At 45.3% G+C, this 16,524-nt stretch carries 17 protein-coding genes; 6 read left to right on the plus strand and 11 right to left on the minus strand.

The features are described from left to right. Positions 1 to 206: 206 nt before the first annotated feature. Complete coding sequence (locus tag ACU1JV_RS18900; RefSeq protein ID WP_013373031.1) at positions 207 to 773, plus strand: pyridoxamine 5'-phosphate oxidase family protein; 567 nt, start codon at positions 207 to 209, stop codon at positions 771 to 773. Positions 774 to 873: 100 nt separating this feature from the next. Here the strand turns inward: ACU1JV_RS18900 and ACU1JV_RS18905 are convergent, their stop codons facing one another. Together ACU1JV_RS18905 and yyaC are read right to left on the minus strand one after the other, a co-directional pair. Next, on the minus strand, positions 874 to 1,668 hold the full coding sequence (locus tag ACU1JV_RS18905) for an alpha/beta fold hydrolase (protein ID WP_013373032.1): 795 nt from the start codon (positions 1,666 to 1,668) through the stop codon (positions 874 to 876). 88 nt (positions 1,669 to 1,756) lie between these two features. Beyond that, positions 1,757 to 2,350 carry a spore protease YyaC gene (gene yyaC / locus ACU1JV_RS18910; protein ID WP_013373033.1) on the minus strand — a complete coding sequence of 198 codons (594 nt, stop codon included), beginning with the start codon at positions 2,348 to 2,350 and terminating at the stop codon, positions 1,757 to 1,759. 120 nt (positions 2,351 to 2,470) lie between these two features. On the opposite strand from yyaC, the gene ACU1JV_RS18915 reads away from it, so the two are divergent. Continuing rightward, on the plus strand, positions 2,471 to 2,698 hold the full coding sequence (locus ACU1JV_RS18915) for a DUF1128 domain-containing protein (protein ID WP_013373034.1): 228 nt from the start codon (positions 2,471 to 2,473) through the stop codon (positions 2,696 to 2,698). Between the two features lie 158 nt (positions 2,699 to 2,856). Here ACU1JV_RS18915 and ACU1JV_RS18920 read toward each other — a convergent pair whose 3' ends face one another. Further along, the gene (locus ACU1JV_RS18920; protein WP_019688597.1) at positions 2,857 to 3,576 is read right to left on the minus strand and encodes a pirin family protein; all 720 of its coding nucleotides are present in this window, start codon (positions 3,574 to 3,576) and stop codon (positions 2,857 to 2,859) included. A gap of 231 nt (positions 3,577 to 3,807) precedes the next feature. Between ACU1JV_RS18920 and ACU1JV_RS18925 the strand changes: the two genes are divergently transcribed. From ACU1JV_RS18925 to ACU1JV_RS18940, 4 genes are all read left to right on the plus strand, one after another. Then, complete coding sequence (locus ACU1JV_RS18925; RefSeq protein ID WP_040102889.1) at positions 3,808 to 4,521, plus strand: phosphatase PAP2 family protein; 714 nt, start codon at positions 3,808 to 3,810, stop codon at positions 4,519 to 4,521. 140 nt (positions 4,522 to 4,661) lie between these two features. Continuing rightward, positions 4,662 to 4,919 (plus strand): GlsB/YeaQ/YmgE family stress response membrane protein, encoded by a 258-nt coding sequence (locus tag ACU1JV_RS18930; RefSeq protein WP_039276219.1) that lies wholly within the window; start codon positions 4,662 to 4,664, stop codon positions 4,917 to 4,919. Positions 4,920 to 4,961: 42 nt separating this feature from the next. Beyond that, positions 4,962 to 5,363 carry a YtxH domain-containing protein gene (locus tag ACU1JV_RS18935; RefSeq protein WP_413986997.1) on the plus strand — a complete coding sequence of 134 codons (402 nt, stop codon included), beginning with the start codon at positions 4,962 to 4,964 and terminating at the stop codon, positions 5,361 to 5,363. Positions 5,364 to 5,458: 95 nt separating this feature from the next. After that, positions 5,459 to 5,929: a DUF5665 domain-containing protein gene (locus ACU1JV_RS18940; RefSeq protein WP_413986998.1), complete on the plus strand. Its 471-nt coding sequence runs from the start codon at positions 5,459 to 5,461 to the stop codon at positions 5,927 to 5,929. Between the two features lie 113 nt (positions 5,930 to 6,042). Here ACU1JV_RS18940 and ACU1JV_RS18945 read toward each other — a convergent pair whose 3' ends face one another. The 8 genes from ACU1JV_RS18945 to ACU1JV_RS18980 form a co-directional block, all read right to left on the minus strand. Further along, positions 6,043 to 7,002, minus strand: a complete 960-nt coding sequence (locus ACU1JV_RS18945; RefSeq protein ID WP_129549971.1) for a magnesium transporter CorA family protein — start codon at positions 7,000 to 7,002, stop codon at positions 6,043 to 6,045. Between the two features lie 118 nt (positions 7,003 to 7,120). Continuing rightward, the gene (locus ACU1JV_RS18950; RefSeq protein ID WP_013373041.1) at positions 7,121 to 7,894 is read right to left on the minus strand and encodes a sigma-70 family RNA polymerase sigma factor; all 774 of its coding nucleotides are present in this window, start codon (positions 7,892 to 7,894) and stop codon (positions 7,121 to 7,123) included. Next, on the minus strand, positions 7,891 to 8,343 hold the full coding sequence (gene rsbW / locus ACU1JV_RS18955) for an anti-sigma B factor RsbW (RefSeq protein WP_165082504.1): 453 nt from the start codon (positions 8,341 to 8,343) through the stop codon (positions 7,891 to 7,893). The genes ACU1JV_RS18950 and rsbW overlap by 4 nt, the downstream gene beginning before the upstream one ends. A gap of 18 nt (positions 8,344 to 8,361) precedes the next feature. Then, positions 8,362 to 8,700 carry an STAS domain-containing protein gene (locus ACU1JV_RS18960; protein WP_013373043.1) on the minus strand — a complete coding sequence of 113 codons (339 nt, stop codon included), beginning with the start codon at positions 8,698 to 8,700 and terminating at the stop codon, positions 8,362 to 8,364. A gap of 100 nt (positions 8,701 to 8,800) precedes the next feature. Then, positions 8,801 to 10,471, minus strand: a complete 1,671-nt coding sequence (locus ACU1JV_RS18965) for a response regulator (protein ID WP_025675411.1) — start codon at positions 10,469 to 10,471, stop codon at positions 8,801 to 8,803. 19 nt (positions 10,472 to 10,490) lie between these two features. Beyond that, entirely contained in the window at positions 10,491 to 11,360 is an 870-nt protein-coding gene (locus ACU1JV_RS18970) for a CheR family methyltransferase (protein WP_025675409.1), read from the minus strand. A gap of 80 nt (positions 11,361 to 11,440) precedes the next feature. Then, entirely contained in the window at positions 11,441 to 15,157 is a 3,717-nt protein-coding gene (locus ACU1JV_RS18975; protein ID WP_413986999.1) for a response regulator, read from the minus strand. After that, entirely contained in the window at positions 15,141 to 16,325 is a 1,185-nt protein-coding gene (locus tag ACU1JV_RS18980; protein WP_058831093.1) for a PP2C family protein-serine/threonine phosphatase, read from the minus strand. Before ACU1JV_RS18980 ends, ACU1JV_RS18975 begins: the two co-directional genes overlap by 17 nt. Positions 16,326 to 16,524 lie beyond the last annotated feature (199 nt).

The following is a 16,524-nucleotide window of genomic DNA, read 5'->3' on the forward strand; positions in this document are numbered from 1 at the left end:
GTGTTTTATAGCCGATCATGTGACCAACTTCAAATACAAGTATTCAAAAATTTGATATTGATTCTCCGTTAGTCTCATGTTATTTTTGTTTCATACGAAACAAAAATAATCTTTTTTAACATATTGATTCGCGAAATAAAATATAATATTTATTTTCTCTAGAAACAAAATCATGAGTTAATATTTTACGGGAAGGATGTTGAAGTATGGGAAAACAATTTAGTTCGATACTACCGGAATATCAGGAGTTCATACAGCGGCAGCATATTTTCTTTGTAGGATCAGCACCTGTATCTAAGACGGGGCATGTGAATATTTCCCCCAAGGGCTACGATTCTTTTTGTATATTGTCAGATCACAAGGTAGCCTATCTCGACTTGTCGGGAAGTGGCAACGAGACAAGTGCGCACATTATAGAGAACGGACGGGTAACCATCATGTTCTGTGCATTTGAAGGCGAGCCCTGTGTATTAAGGCTCTTTGGTACTGGCACAGTCGTGTTGCCCAATACAAAGCGTTGGAATGAGCTCTATCCTCTCTTCAATCCACTGCCTGGGGCAAGACAAATCATTGTTGTTGATGTTCATATGGTGCAACATTCATGTGGTTTTGCAGTTCCCTTCATGACTTACACGAGCGAACGGGAAAAGCTGAAGGACGTGGCGATTCAGATGGGCGAAGAAGCACTTAAAAAGTATGCATACGAGAAGAATTTAGAGAGTATTGACGGTTTGCCGACGGCGTTTGCCTTGAACAAAAACAATATGACTTAGGCATTTTGCACATTAACCAATAGGAAGCAACAAGTCAGCAAAAAACCGGATCCCCTCTAATACCACATCAGAAGGTTCCGGTATCTAGACTTACCTTACTCTACTTTTTCAAGTTCTGGTCTAAAAATGACAAGATGGCATTCGCTAATAACTGCGGTGCTTCGATCAAGCTCATGTGTCCAGACTGCGGTAGAGTAACCTGGGTTACCCCGGTTCGATCTGTTGTAAACGTCCGTGCTGGAGGAACCGCCTGATCCTGCTCCCCTGCTACTAAAAGAGCTGGCAATGCAGAAGCTGACAGCACATCCCGACGGTCCGGGCGCTCGCGCATAGCCAGTGATGCTCCTACGGCTCCTTGAGGAGGTGTTTTGTAGCCAATTTCTTTGACTTTGAGTAGTTGGTTCGGCATCGACTCCACATGTTCAGGAGCAAACAATCCTGGTACGAGTCCATCTACAAAGGTTGTAATCCCTTCCGTTTGAATGGTGGATACAGCCTTGTTCCGCTTTTCTTTACCTTCGTCCGTATCTGCATAAGCCGTCGAATGAATCAGTCCAAAGGCTGTCAGACGCTCTGCATGTCTCTGTACCGCGGAAAGGGCCAAGTAGCCTCCTAGGGAGTGGCCAAACCATGCAGCCTGAGGAATGTCCAACTGTTCCTGAAGTTTAAGCACATCGTCTGCCATTTGATCAATCGTATAGGCTCCGAGTGGAGCATCGCTGCGTCCGTGTCCACGCAAGTCTGGAACAATACAACGATAGCTTGGGGATAGCAAGGGAACAACCTCATCCCAATAGGAGGAGCTTCCGCAAAATCCGTGCAATAGAATGATCGGATCTCCTTTTCCTTGTTCGGCATAGCAGATCGTCGTTCCTTCGCATAATACCTTTTCCATGTGGAACCCTTCCTTCTCTGTATATAATCTATTCGTTCTGAATATATTAGTAAGTAGAACATGCTGATGTATATTATTAAGCAGACCATCAATATCTGAAACGGTAACCCGCTGGAAAATCTTGCGAAGCTGTTTTTAAACCAAATTCACAAGCCGCTGCATCTGCAATATATGCAGCCATCGTCATGACCAGGTGAAGCGACGTCATCTGGAGTGTCCAGTACGGTTTGGCACTGCGCTCATTCACAATCGCTGCAACGCTATAATGCCCGACAGACGGCAGAGACAGACCAACCGATCGCGCAGGGGTTAGCGGTTCACGGGCAACAAGGAACATTCCCGTTGAGCCATGCTGTCCAAGACAAGCATCTATGGCGATCACATGATGATCTTGGGGAATACGCTCCAAGTATGAAACCAGATGATCCGCATCACAAGGCTCCGTCATTGTGCCAATCACATTCGGAAAGCCTTGCTCCTTGAGCATGGTGCCTACCAGTGGCCCGAGTGAGTCACCCGACGAGCGATCTGTACCGATACATACAAAAGTCAACTTATCCATAGCATGCTGATGTTGAATTTCTCGGAAAAACGGTGCGAGTCCGTCGCGATCTGTTTTCTCTACATTAGTAGGTTCTAAGGGTGAGCGACCGGATGTAGAAGCTCGATTATACAAAGACAACTTTGTCCATCCTCCTTCATTCAGTTGTATATCGGTAATCTGGCTATCAGTACATTCTACAACAAAAACATGATACAATACAGGCAACTTCCCCTGTTATGAAAGGATGGAACATTAACGATGGATTTGTCTGTACCGTCTCATGCCAACATTGAGTATATGATTGAGGGCATTAAAACCAAGCTTCGTATGGCGAGTGGTGCTGCTATGCAGGCTTCCGCTTTCTCGCTAGAGCAATACGAGGACATCCATGATGTCTACGATATGGTGATCAGCAAGCCTAACCTCAGCATTTCAGAGGTTGAAGCCATTGTCTCCGAACTGGGTAGATTGCGTAAGTCCTCCTAAACCAGCTTGTAGGACAGACAGCTTGGCTATTTAAAGTTTGTCACCATAAATAAAGCTCGTATCTCCGGTCGTCTTAACAGACGCACAAGGGATACGAGCTTTATTTTTTCGATGCATATACGTATTTTCATACACTTCTTCCTTTACCCATGGACACTTCAAGGCAAATCTACTAATACCAGTTCAGATATTTCCTCATTCCCTGTAGCTAGTATCTTTAATGTACAGCTTTTTTGAATTCGCGCGGCATCACCAGGTCTTAACTGAAATTCCCCATCCTGACACGTAACTTCGACATGACCGCTAATGATATAAATGTGAGTACGGCGCTCTTCTTGCTGCGGATATTCAAGCTGCTGTCCCTTTTCCAATCTACTCAGATACAGATTTATATCCTGTGCAATGGATAGCGCTCCCTCCACCTCTGAACCAGACACTACAGGCTGAAGTCGATTTAGGCGTTCACTATGCTTGAATCTTTGTACCTGATAAGAAGGCTGAAGGCCAGGACTCTCAGGTAGAAACCACATTTGCAAAAAGCGAACCGGTTTTTCATCCCCAGGATTTCGCTCCTCATGTTCAATCCCGGTGCCTGCACTCATAACCTGGATCGAGCCGCTTTTCAGATCCTGTTCGTGGCCCAAGCTGTCGCTATGATGCAGAAGACCTTCAATTACATAGGTAACGATTTCCAAATCATGATGCGGATGTCTTTTGAACCCTTGCTGCGGTTTAAGCTCATTATCATTATGGGCCAGCATACATCCAAAATGGGCATTGCTCGGATCTTCATAATCTGCAAACGAAAAGCTAAACTCACTATGAATCCATCCTTTATTTGAGGTATGTCTCTCTGCTGATGTCACTATTTTAATCATCCTTAACACCTCCATGGATTTCAGTTCCGTAAAGCAGCCCTTACTTCGTGATTCCTAATCCACTTCCGGCCCTGGCATTACAAACGCTGTAATACGATCCCTTTACCCCGCACTTATATGCGTCAATCAGCCTATTGTCTCTGTCTGATTTTGCTCTCCAGTTCATTTTTCGTTAAGTTAATAGTACACAAAATCAATCTATCACAGCCATAAGGAGGCGATTTACTACATATGCTATCCCATGAACCTCAACGATTCCGATTCTTACCAAGCTATTTGCGTCGCAGTCTGTCTGCATCTATGATCATGATCGCTGTCTTACTTCTCATTGCCTATTCAGTAAGATGGATTGGCACAGCTCCTTTTCTATATTGGGATGAGCGCATTCAAGATATTGTTTTTCCAGACACAGCTGCTACTCATTACCAACTGCTACCCGTCGCCATCTTCATTACATCGTTAGGCTCATTCCGCATATCATTACTGATAGCAATCGGTACCGCAATCTTGTGCTGGGTCTATCTCCGTTCAAAAGCGTACTCCTTTGCCATCCTAAGCAGCTTTACCGCGATGTGGGTGCTAAATACGATCATAAAAGAATTTTTACAACGGGAACGCCCGTCTCTTCAACATTTGGTGGAAGCGGGGGGTTACAGTTTCCCCAGCGGTCATGCGATGATTTCCATGGGATTTTACGGAATGATATTTGCCATTTGGGCTATAGAACGAATGGTTCATAAGCGAACATTCTTCCTTCCGTGTGTTCTTGGTGCATTGCTCATTCTCTTGATTGGCCTCAGCCGTGTATATTTAGGAGTTCATTTTCCTACCGACATTGTAGGCGGCTATATTGCAGGTATGATCTGGCTGGTATTTACCGTTCCCGTGGTCTATTGGCAAGCGCGTCTGTGGCCTTCCTCCCCTTCATCTCTCCCCCGTCCATAAGCGCTCTAAGATGGCTTTTTGTTTCACTCACGGTCACAACGTTTATATACGAAGTAAGCAAGGCGAAGAAATAACGAAAGCTCAGAGATTCATCAAAAACATTATCGTTGTGTGAACTCAAGATAAAGGAGGCGATCCTTGTGTGGGGAATTGTCCTAAGTATTGTAATGGCTATTATTATCGGATTGATTGGCGATGCACTAGCTGGTCATGAAATGCCTGGCGGCATTGCGGGCTCTATGATTGCTGGATTTGTAGGAGCTTGGCTCGGTGCCATGATTCTAGGAGACTGGGGCCCAGTCATCGGAGATTTTGCAGTCATTCCAGCCATACTTGGAACCGCATTGTTCGTGTTCTTGCTCGGACTTGTGTCCAAACTATTAAGAAGGGCTACCTAACATTTATATATATTTTTTATTCTATAAAAGGAGTGATATATCATGAGTAACATGGACAATCAAAATATGGCAAGCACTTCAGGTTTTGCAAAGGGTTTATTCATTGGAGGTTTGATTGGTGCTGCGGCAGCCCTGCTGTTCGCTCCAAAACCGGGCCGCGATTTGCGTAGCGATCTGTCCGAAAAAATGACCGTTGTCTCCGATAAAACCAAGGATGTCGCATCCGCAGTCAGCAGCAAAGCAACGGATTTGGCTAAAACCGTTTCCACCAAAACAGCAGATGTAGCCAAAACGGTAGCCGAGAGCAAAGACAACATCGTATCCAGCGTAACTAAAGCCTCTGCGGATGTCGCTAATGAAGCGGCCAAAGCGGATAAAGAAGTTATGGATGCAACGGCTCAGGCAGCCAAGGACACTCAGAAGCAATTAAATGCAAATTCCTAATAACAACATATTTCGATTACAACCAAAATAAGCTCCAAACACTGAACAGCCAGCATGCAAGAAGCTGGCTGTTTTTAAATGATAGAAAGGCTGGGATGACCATGAACAAACCACACTCCTATGGAGATGATCTTGCCCGGAACAACAAGAGAACCTTTCACCCCCTGCAGACACAAGATCAACTAGACGAGGTTTCATCCAAGCAGACCTCACCTACTCATGTTAAAAAGCATGATCATGAAAGAGATTTTGATGTGAATGAACATCCTTTTGAGCTGCGCCATGAGGTTAAGCGGCTTAATAAACGCTTAGATCAAATTGCAGATACATTGGAAAAAGCAGAATTCAAAGATATTATAGAGAACTACTCCAGCACAAAAAGAAGAATTATCAGCAATCTGACGGCTGGGATTTCACGAGGTCTCGGCCTTACACTGGGTACAGTCGTCGTACTCGCCTTACTCGCTTGGTTGCTCAGCTTCCTAGTGCAGTTAAATCTTCCGGTCATCGGAGATTTCATCGCCGAATTGTTAGGATATATCAAAATGAGTCAAGGTACTAAGTAATTGTCTTCTATCTCATATAAAAACGATCCATCGTAACCGGTATTGACTCCCAAAATGCTCCCGGTTGCGATGGATCGTTTTTTGAATGTACATTGTAATTAGTTAAGCAGCCGCTACAATTTGTTGCGCTTGTTCGTTTTTAATAAATCTCCCGTCCACCCCTTCATCATCAGCCAGCCGTACATCCCCGCCATACTTAGCAGAGTAGCAACAATCACAATGGTGAAGCCCCAGCCTGTTTTAATCCAAGGCAGATTTTCAAAGTTCATGCCCCAAATAGCACCCACTACAGTGGCAGGCGTAAATACAGCGGTCACAATGGTGAGCGTCTTCGTAATCTCATTGCCCCTAAATGCGGAAATGGCATCATCTATGGAGATCAATGTGTCGATTTCCTTTTCATAATGGCGGAAAAGTCCCTCCATCCGAGTGACACGGTACAATAACTGCTTAAAAAAGCGATTCTCCTCCAGCTTATCCAGATATGCTTCGCGGGAAGCCGTGACCAGCTCTGAAAAAGGGATGAACATATTGCTCCAATACAACAGCTCGAAACGCGCATTCAATATAGAATCCATCAGCGTACGTGCATTCCTTTTCTCCATGTCCTCTTCCAGTCTTCTCAGGTTGATCTCAAACTTATCCATTCCCGTATGAAAATAATGAAGCACGGCTCTCGCCAAAACGAACATGCCGTCTGCTGCATCCTCACACTGTTCCAGCATGGTTTGGCGTTCTGCGGTATGCATAATTTCACGGGTATTTTGGTCTAGATTTAAGGTCACTAGCTTCTGGTTTAGGACTAGAAAATAAAACTTGTTGCAATTACGCTGACTGTCGATCTCCTCCTGAACGGAGTAGATCAACGATCCGCACATCAACGGCTGATTGCCATCTGGAAAGCGCACAGAAATAAAACTGGATGGAATGTCCCCTACCTTATCCAGCCACTCTGCGGCTTCTGGGAGCTTCTCCTTCAAGTGCTGTATGACTGAATCCTGCCAGTCCGCAGCACAGATATCCCACCATTCCCAGCCTCCACGAAAGGTAGAAATCTGTTCAAATGCTGTCATGGATTCCATCCTTTCTTTGTTTTTTCCGCTTTATAAAAAGGACACGCTTCCCTAATTGGAATAACGTGTCCTTACGATGGGACGTCAAATATTATAAGCCATGAATTCAGCGATCTTGTCATGAAATAGAGGAATTAGACATAATCTGCTTCAACTTTTCTGTTGCCCGCTTCTGAATACGGGAAACGCTCATCTGTGATACGCCCAACGTCTGTGCAATCGCACGTTGAGATTGACCGTCCTGAAATGCCAGAAGAAGCACTTTCTGTTCCTGCTCTTTCAGTTGGCTTAAAGCCTGCTGAAGATCCATCCGTTTTTCCACCGTGTCAAAATCGTTAGCATCTGAGCTAATAAGCTCACCTAACGTAGCTGCACTCTCTTCCTGAGATAATGGCGAGTCCAGTGAAACATAGTGGTAGCACTCGCGACCAGCAAGCACCTCGATCGTCTCCTCAACGGTAAGGTCCAGATACTCCGCAATCTCGTTCACATTCGGTGAGCGTTCTAATTTGACGGTCAGCTCATCAATGGCATGTTGAACAAGCGCTCCCTTTTCCTTGATACGGCGAGGAACCTGTATGTACCAGGATTTATCGCGCAAATAATTTTTCATATGTCCCAGCATACTTTTCATAGCGTACGGCTCAAATGGGATACCCAAGCTGATATCGTATTGCTGGAGCAGACGTATCAAAGCCATCTGACCGGTCTGATATAAATCCTCGTATAAGTCCGGACGGTTACGGGATATCTTCCCGGCAGCCATCTTGACCATAGGCTCATACTTGCGGATCAGCACGGTAGCAATTTCGTTATCTTTGGTTTGCTGGTACTCCCAGATTAGACCAACGGCTTCATCCATCGACTCCGGGGGAGTTACCTTTTCATTCATACTGTTTCCTCACTTCTGGTCAGACGCTTTACCAACACCACTTCGGTGCCTTTTCCTGTCTCATTCAAGATATGAACATCGTCCATAAGCGCCTGCATGAGATAAAAGCCCAATCCGCCGATCTGCGCATCATTCAACTCCTTGTCATGCAAGGATGCGATACGAGTCGGGTCCTCCACACGTTCAAAGCTCTCCCCTTCATCTTTGACACGAATGGACAACGAAGCTTCGTCAAATTCGAATGTTACTTCCACGACTCCTCCCTCATGACCATATGCATAGAGGACAGAGTTATTACAGGCTTCCGATACGGCCACTTTCATGTCTTCAATCTCCTCATAAGAGAATCCCATTTTCGCGGCAATACCATATAAATTTAATCTTACAATATCAACAAAGTCAGCTGTGGCCGGCAAATTAAGAACTACTTTTTGAATTTGAGCATTCATTTCTTTTTCTTTCCTTTCCTATTGGGAATTCTCCTGGGGGGCAAAGAATTTGGCAATACCGGTCATATCAAACAGTTTTTGAATCTGAGGCGGTACCTCTTGAACCGTAAACCGGGACTCCATCCCATGCCTTGCTTTTAAAATAGATAACAAAATACCAATGCCTGTGCTGTCAATGTATTTAAGGTCTCTCAAGTTAACAATCAAATCCTGGCTGGATTCCCCCACTAAAGGCTCCATGACCAGACGGAAATCAGGTGCTACCGAAAGATCCAATTCTCCACTCAGATAAACGGTATTTACACCATCGGCTGTTTCTGTGATCGCATTGAACTTCTCATTTTTATTAGTATTCATTGGCCTACTCTCCCAAAAAAAGATTTCCCTACATACTAACCCAATATACGAGTGTTTGAATCACGTTATAACTTTTTATACACCTGTAAAATACCACCAGCTAGGCTTCATTGATTCGGTCTTTACCTGGCTGCATTGGAAAATGGTCCGGTGAATGCCGGAGCAACGCCTGTTTTACACTGCTGATTTTAACGGGCTTACTAATATAATCGTTCATTCCAGCTTCAATACATCGGGGCTGAATCCCATCCATGACGTTAGCTGTCATAGCGATAATGGCAGGCTGAGATCTTCCCGCCAATTGTTCACGTACTCTACTCGTACACTCCAGACCGTCCATTACAGGCATCTGCAAGTCCATAAAGATATAGTCGTAGTCTTGATTCGCAGTGACCATATCAAGCGCCTGTTGCCCATCTGCTGCCACGTCTGAAGCCAAACCGAGCTTATCCAGTATATTCACCATCAGCTTCTGGTTGATGGGATGGTCATCCACGACCAGTACAGGTTTACGGGTTGGGGGCTCCTGTTGTGGAATTTCCCAATCGTGGCTGGACTCCCCCTCCAGTTCATTTTCCTTGGCAACGCCAAGCTTCATTGTAAAATGAAACGCCACACCCTGTTCTCCACTTGTATCCACACGGATATCTCCGCCCATCATATCCACTAAGGTTTTGCAAATAGCGAGTCCTAGACCCGTTCCACCATATTTGCGTGTCATTGAAGAATCCAGTTGGGAAAAGGGATGAAATAGCCTTCCAACCTTGGCAGGATCAATACCAATGCCTGTATCTTTTACAGAAAACTCAACGGTAAGCCCATTGTCGCTACGCTCTTTAACAGATGCGAAAACATATACCCCGCCCTGATCTGTAAATTTAACAGCATTGGAGACCAAGTTAATCAGTACTTGACGCAGTCTACCCATATCTCCATATAACACGGGAGGCATCTGTTCATCGAGAAAATAAACCAGTTCCAAATTCTTGCGGTTCACCTCTACGGTAAATAGGCTGAAAACTTCCTTGATACAGGAAACCAAATCAAATGGATACTCCTCAACTTCCATCTTGCCTGACTCCAGCTTGGTAAAGTCCAGAATATCATTAATGACTGCGACCAGCGCGTCCGCACTGCGACGGATGATATCGGCATATTCCTGTTGATCGTTTTGCAGCTCTGTCTCCATCAGCAGATCAATCATACCAATGACACCGTTCATAGGCGTGCGAATCTCATGGCTCATCATTGCCAAAAATTCGGTTTTGGCATTGGCAGCAATCTCTGCCGCCTCCTTGGCGGCAATCAGTTCGCTGTTCATCTTTTCCAGCTCCTGCGTCTTCTGATGAAGCAGCATGGACTGTGTTTTCAAGCGCTTGTTTGTTAGATACATTTGTACGAAGCCTTCAATTTTGGACTTGAGAATTTGAGGGATGAACGGCTTTACCATATAATCAATACCGCCCGCTGAATATCCCGCAAACAAATGCTCCGCTTCCTTGCTGTTAGCTGAAATGAAGATAATCGGAATATCCTTCGTCTTCTCTCTGGCCTTGATTAACTTTGCGGTCTCAATTCCATCCATACCCGGCATTTGCACATCGAGGACAACGAGTGCAAATTCATCTTTTAATAGACATCGCAACGCTTCTTCCCCAGATGTGGCCTTTACCAGATTATATTGTTCACTCTCCAGCACTGCCTCAAGAGCGAGCAGGTTCTCAGGTCTGTCATCTACCAGCAATATATGAATCGGTTCATGAAGCCCCATGGAATCCTCCTAAGCATCTCTATTTAATCTTCCGGTATATCTTCTCTACCCGGTCCAGCGGCTCGTAGGAATCACTATAATCGGTGAAATGTATGGATTCCTTGGCCCCAAGCACCAACACACCAAAATGACTCAAGCTATCGTAAAACAACCCATGTACGTGGTTGCGAAGTTCGTCGTTGAAATAAATCATAACATTCCGGCAAAAAATAACATTGAACTCGTTAAAAGACCGGTCTGTCGCTAAATTGTGCTCAGCAAAAATGATATTTTTTCGTAAAAAGGGGTGAAACATCACCGAATCATACTTGGCTGTATAATATTCAGAGAACGATTGTGTGCCCCCAGATTCCAAATAATTTTTGGTATACAGCTTCATTCGGTCGATCCCATATACGCCTTCCTTCGCTTGCTGTAAAGACAGGTTATTCATATCCGTCGCATAAATACGGGCCTTGTCATATAAGCCTTCCTCATGCAGCAAGATTGCCATAGAATATACTTCCTCACCTGTGGAGCAACCTGCATGCCAGATTCGGATATACGGATACGTTCGTAAAATAGGAATGATTTTTCGCCTGAAATTTAGAAACAGCTCCGGGTCGCGAAACATCTCGGTCACCGGAATAGAAAGACTCTGTACCAGTCTATCGAAGGCGCTGCGATCATGCAGCACCTTCTCCTGAAGTCCTGATATCGTGCTTACGTTCTCGGACTGCGCATGATAATAAATACGCCGCTTGATCGATGGCAGAGCGTAGTTGCGAAAATCGTAGCCGTACAGCCGATGTATACCTTCCAGCAACAGCTCAATCTCAATCATTTCCCGCTCATTGTCATTCGATTTCACTTCATTAGCAGCATTATCCGCCATATCCTTCGATGTCATAATCTCTCTCCAATTCCTAAATAGGTTTTGCCTGTATCGCTCTCAATCAAGTGTCAATTTATATTACCCATTTTTTTGGATTACGAATACAACCACACCCGCATTAATGATAAAAGCTGTTCGGTTTGAATCGGTTTTTTTACATAATCGGAGGCGCCTGCCTCAATACACTTGGAGCGATCATCCTTCATCGCCTTGGCTGTCAGGGCAATAATAGGCAACTTCTCGAATTGCGGCATTAATCGAATCCGTCGCATTGCTTCATATCCATCCATTTCCGGCATCATCATATCCATCAGCACCAGATCAAAATCAGGCGTCTGTTCGAGCATTTCCAGAGCTTCCCTTCCATTTTCCGCAAAGGTAACCTCCATACGATAGCTTTCCAGCACACTGGACAAAGCAAATACATTACGAATATCATCGTCTACCAACAATATTTTTTTGCCTTCAAACAGCTCTTCCTTGTTATAAAGCTTTTGCAGAATTTTACGTTTGTCCTCAGGAAGATTGGCCTCCACCCGATGCAGGAACAACGTAGTCTCATCCAAAAGACGTTCCGGTGATTTGACATCCTTAATAATAATAGACTCTGCATATTTTCGAAGTTGCGTTTCTTCTTTACTATCCAGATCTTTGCCTGTATAAATAATAATCGGCAGATCGGTGAGCTGCTCATTTTCCCGAATGCGGTCGAGCAACTCAAAGCCTGTCATGTCACTGAGCATCAGATCCAGTACCATGCAGTCATACCGCTGGGTGGCCAGCTCGTTTAGTGCTTCTTTACCTGTCGAGACCGCCGTAATGGCCACATCATCATGGTCGATGAGCTCAATAATGGACTTGCGCTGATTATCGTCATCCTCGACCACAAGGAGGCGTTTTACCATTTGGTCCGTATACGATTTTATGTGTGAAAATGCCTTATCCAGACTCTCCTTCGAAGAAGGCTTTTTGAGATAGGCAATCGCGCCCATCATCAAGCCCTGCTTCACATCATCAATGACCGAAATCACATGTACTGGAATATGACGTGTCGATGAGTTTCCTTTCAGCTCGCCCAAAATGGACCAGCCATCCATCACAGGTAACTGAATATCTAATATAATAGCGTCTGGCAAATAAGAATGAGCCATGTTCAGCCCATCGTCTCCTTTGAGAGCGATCAGCGCCTTAAAGCCTCGGCTACGGGCCATGTCGTACAAAATATTAGCAAAATTAATATCATCCTCAATAATCAGCAGCACTTTATCCTGCGGGGTAATCTCGTTTCGGTCGTCACCCGGATGTATGTCCTCCGCTCCGCTCTTCGCAGGCATCTGATATACAGGTAAGCGTTCAGCAGGCATAATCATTGGAAGATCTGCTTCCGCTGAAGTAGCGACACCCTCAAAATCCGGATGTACATCTGTACTGTCAAGCGCCTCTTTCGAATGAGAATCCATATTCTTTTCGGTAGGCGTTTGTTCCGGCAAATACAGTGTGAAGCAACTGCCCTGCCCCTGCTCGGATTCCACCGTAATGGCACCGCCCAACAATTTGGAAAGCTCACGGCTGATCGACAGCCCTAGCCCTGTTCCCCCGTATTTCCGGCTAGTCGTACCGTCTACCTGTTGGAAGGCTTCGAAGATCAGATCTGTTTTGTCTGAAGCAATTCCGATGCCCGTATCACGCACAGATAGAGCCAGATAGGATTTTCGTGGATTTAGCATACCCGGAAGCTGCTCTCCATTTACCCGAGATACCTTGAAACTTACAGAACCTTCCGTGGTGAACTTGAACGCATTGGACAGCAAGTTACGTAAAATTTGTTTGAGACGATAACCGTCACTAACAATGGCATCTGGCAAGTTCTCTTCAATTTCGGTATGCAGTTGAAGCTCACGTTTGGCCGCGACCGGAGCAAAATTCTGTTCAACAAACAGCTCCAGCTCCTTCAAATGGACCGTTTCATGATTAATATCCATTTTCCCAGCATCCACTTTGGATAAATCCAGAATTTCATCAATCATTTTCAACAAATCCGCGCCTGACATATAAATGGTTTGTGCATATTCGACTTGTTTGGGCTTAAGATTGCCTTCCTTGTTCTCAGACAGTAGCTGAGAAAGAATGAGCAAGCTATTTAGCGGAGTACGCAGTTCATGCGACATATTGGCCAAAAACTCGGATTTGTATTTGCTTGTGATCCCCAGCTGCATCGCCTGCTGCTCCAACTGGGCTCGTGCACGTTCGATCTCATCGTTCTTTTCTTCCACTTCTCGAACCTGTTCTTCCAGTGCTCTCGTTTTGGCAATCAGTTCAGTATTAAAATGCTCCAATTCTTCCTGCTGACGCTGTAACAATTCCTCGGAACGCTTAAGCTCCTCTGTTTGCTGCTCCAAATTCTCGTTGGAACGCTTGAGTTCTTCTTGCTGAGTTTGCAGCTCTTCAGACTGACATTGCAATTCCTCGGTAAGTGCCTGCGATTCGCGCAGCAATTGCTCAACTCGCATCCGTCCCCTGATGTTATTCAAAATGATCCCTAAGCTCTCCACTAACTGAGCAAACAGCTTCGTTTCCAGATCACTGAAGCGATCCAGTGACGCTATTTCCACGGCACCAATGCATTCATCCTCGAACATAATAGGGAAAATCATAATTCCCACTGGCTTACTTTCTCCTAAGGCGGAGCCAATGGACAAGTATCCTTCAGGCGCCTCTGTAATCAAGATCGGCTTACGATCCAGAACACACTGTCCAAGCAAACCTTCGCCCACTTGGATAACGTCTCTGATCGAGCCTTCGCCAGTCACCTTTGCATAGGAGCCATACAACTTGAATCGGTGGTCTTCTACATCTTTTCCTTGCAGGTAGATGGCTCCGTAACTGCCTCCCAGGATGGGCGTAAACTCACTAATGAACATCTGAGCAACCTGCTCCAGTGAATTCACACCACGAAACAGCTCAGTCAACCGAGCAGTATTGGCATTAAGCCAGGTTTGATCCTTCTGCGTTTGAAGGACGGAATGCTCGAATTTCCTTTTTTCATCCAGGTCTCCAGCCAATTGTTGAAACACACGAGCAACCTCTCCGATTTCATCTTTGGAGGCCACACTCATCCGGCTGATAGCCCTGTACTTTCCCTTGCCAAAGCCACTCATCATGAGGTTAACGGTATTTAGACCTTTGGCAATGCTCGGGAGCACCCACAAAATAACCAGTAAGCCCATGATCAGACCAGCAGCCATCAGGATTGTGGTAATCTGCACAGATTCCTCATAGGCCCGATTGGCTTGCTTCATATCGTTATCAATTTCCCGATCCTGAAAAACGGCAAGAGTATTAATGCTGTTCATTGCCTCCTCTTGAGCAGGCAGTCCAGTGCTATTACGGAAAGCATTAGCTTCCTCAATACGATCTTGTCCCAGTAAGGAAATGAGTCTCTCTTCGTAGTTTATGAAGTCTTTCCATGCAGCAGCCACCCTGTCAATCTGCTGTTGTTCTTCACTGGTGCCGGAATCCGTTTGCAGACTAGCCATCACTTTCGTACCCGCAGCGGAAAGATCATCGAGCTCGCGTTTGGCCTCACTGACAGAGGAGCCTGGATTCAAGATTAGATTGGCCATCACTTTAGCCATATCGTTCACCTGTCCGCGTATAGCTGTTGTTTTCCGGACCTTCACATATCGTTCTTGATAAACCTGGTTTAGCTGTTCATTCAGGCTCCCCATCCGGTCATAGCTGATTAGCGTCAGCACAAGGAGGATCGCCATAAGCGATCCAAAGCCAATCAGCAGCTTATTTCTGATTTTCATGCAAGCTCTCTCCCTCTTTCAGCGAAATCCAGATCAGGCACTTATCATCATCGCGATCCTGCGGTCCCCCGTCATTACGAAAAAATGCATCCAGCATCGCTTCTTCATTCCATTCCTCATACTTACGCAGACAGGCAGTCAGATAATCCAATTGTTCCTCATATTCACCTTCTACCGCCTCCAGCAAGCCATCTGTATACAAAGCGATATGCCCAGTTCCTTCGTAATAAATCGTGTGCATCTCTGCATCAATTTTATCAAACAATCCGACCGGGCTACACGCACGGTCTAATTTGGTTATACTGCCGTCCTGATTGAACAGCAAGCCGGGAGGATGCCCTGCATTTACATAGTCAATTCGCCGTGAACGAGTATCAATCACCATATAAATCGCCGTAAAATAATACTGTACCAGTTGCTTGCCCAAATCCAGTTGATTAAAACGACGATTCAGCTCTTGTATGACCTTCTCCGGCTCCACATACGTGGTCACCGTATCCTTAAGTACAGACGCAATGAACATGCAAAACAGAGAAGAAGAAATGCCATGGCCCATCATATCGAGCAAAATGACGGCATATCTCCCTTCCCCTAGCGGATACCATGAATATAAATCCCCCGCCAGTTCAAAGGAAGGCTGGTACAGTGCATTCGCTTGCAGCATCGGGTCCTGAATGGCAGGACTCAGCACCGCCTGCTGCACCATCGCAGCCAGCTTCAATTCATCCTGGATTCGCTGATCCCGGTCCTTATGCCAGTCCTTTTCCTGCTTGAGACGCAAGGCAGATCGAATACGAGCCATTAGCTCTACCTTGTTGATCGGCTTCGTGACATAATCGACGGCTCCCACATCCAAGGCTTCGGCCAATTTTTTAGAATCGCCTACAGCGGTAACCATAATAATCGGAATATCTTTTAAATGTTCATATTCCTGCACAATACTGCAAGCCTCAATGCCGTCCATTTCAGGCATCATCATATCCAGCAGCACCAAATCAATATCCGAAGGACGGGGCCGGAGACTAATGGTACGGTCGCCGATTCCCAGATGCTCCAGCATTTCTGCGGCCGAGCTGGCAGAGATTACATCGCGATAATTTTCTTTTTTTAGTATTTCACGAATAATAATGACATTCGTTGGATTATCGTCAACAATTAGAATTCTCATTGCTCTCTCCTTATCTGTAACCCATGTATTATACTATACCTGCTTAGGGGGCAACACCCATGTTGATTGGAAATAGCGTTTCCGTAAGCAGGCATTCCAAAAACATAGATAAGGAATGAGGCTGAAGCCCCATTCCTTATCTATGTTTTTGGAGGACCCGCGAAACACTTGTGCTGCGGCCAACATCCTCTTTTTCAAA

Source organism: Paenibacillus sp. T2-29 (assembly GCF_052921365.1).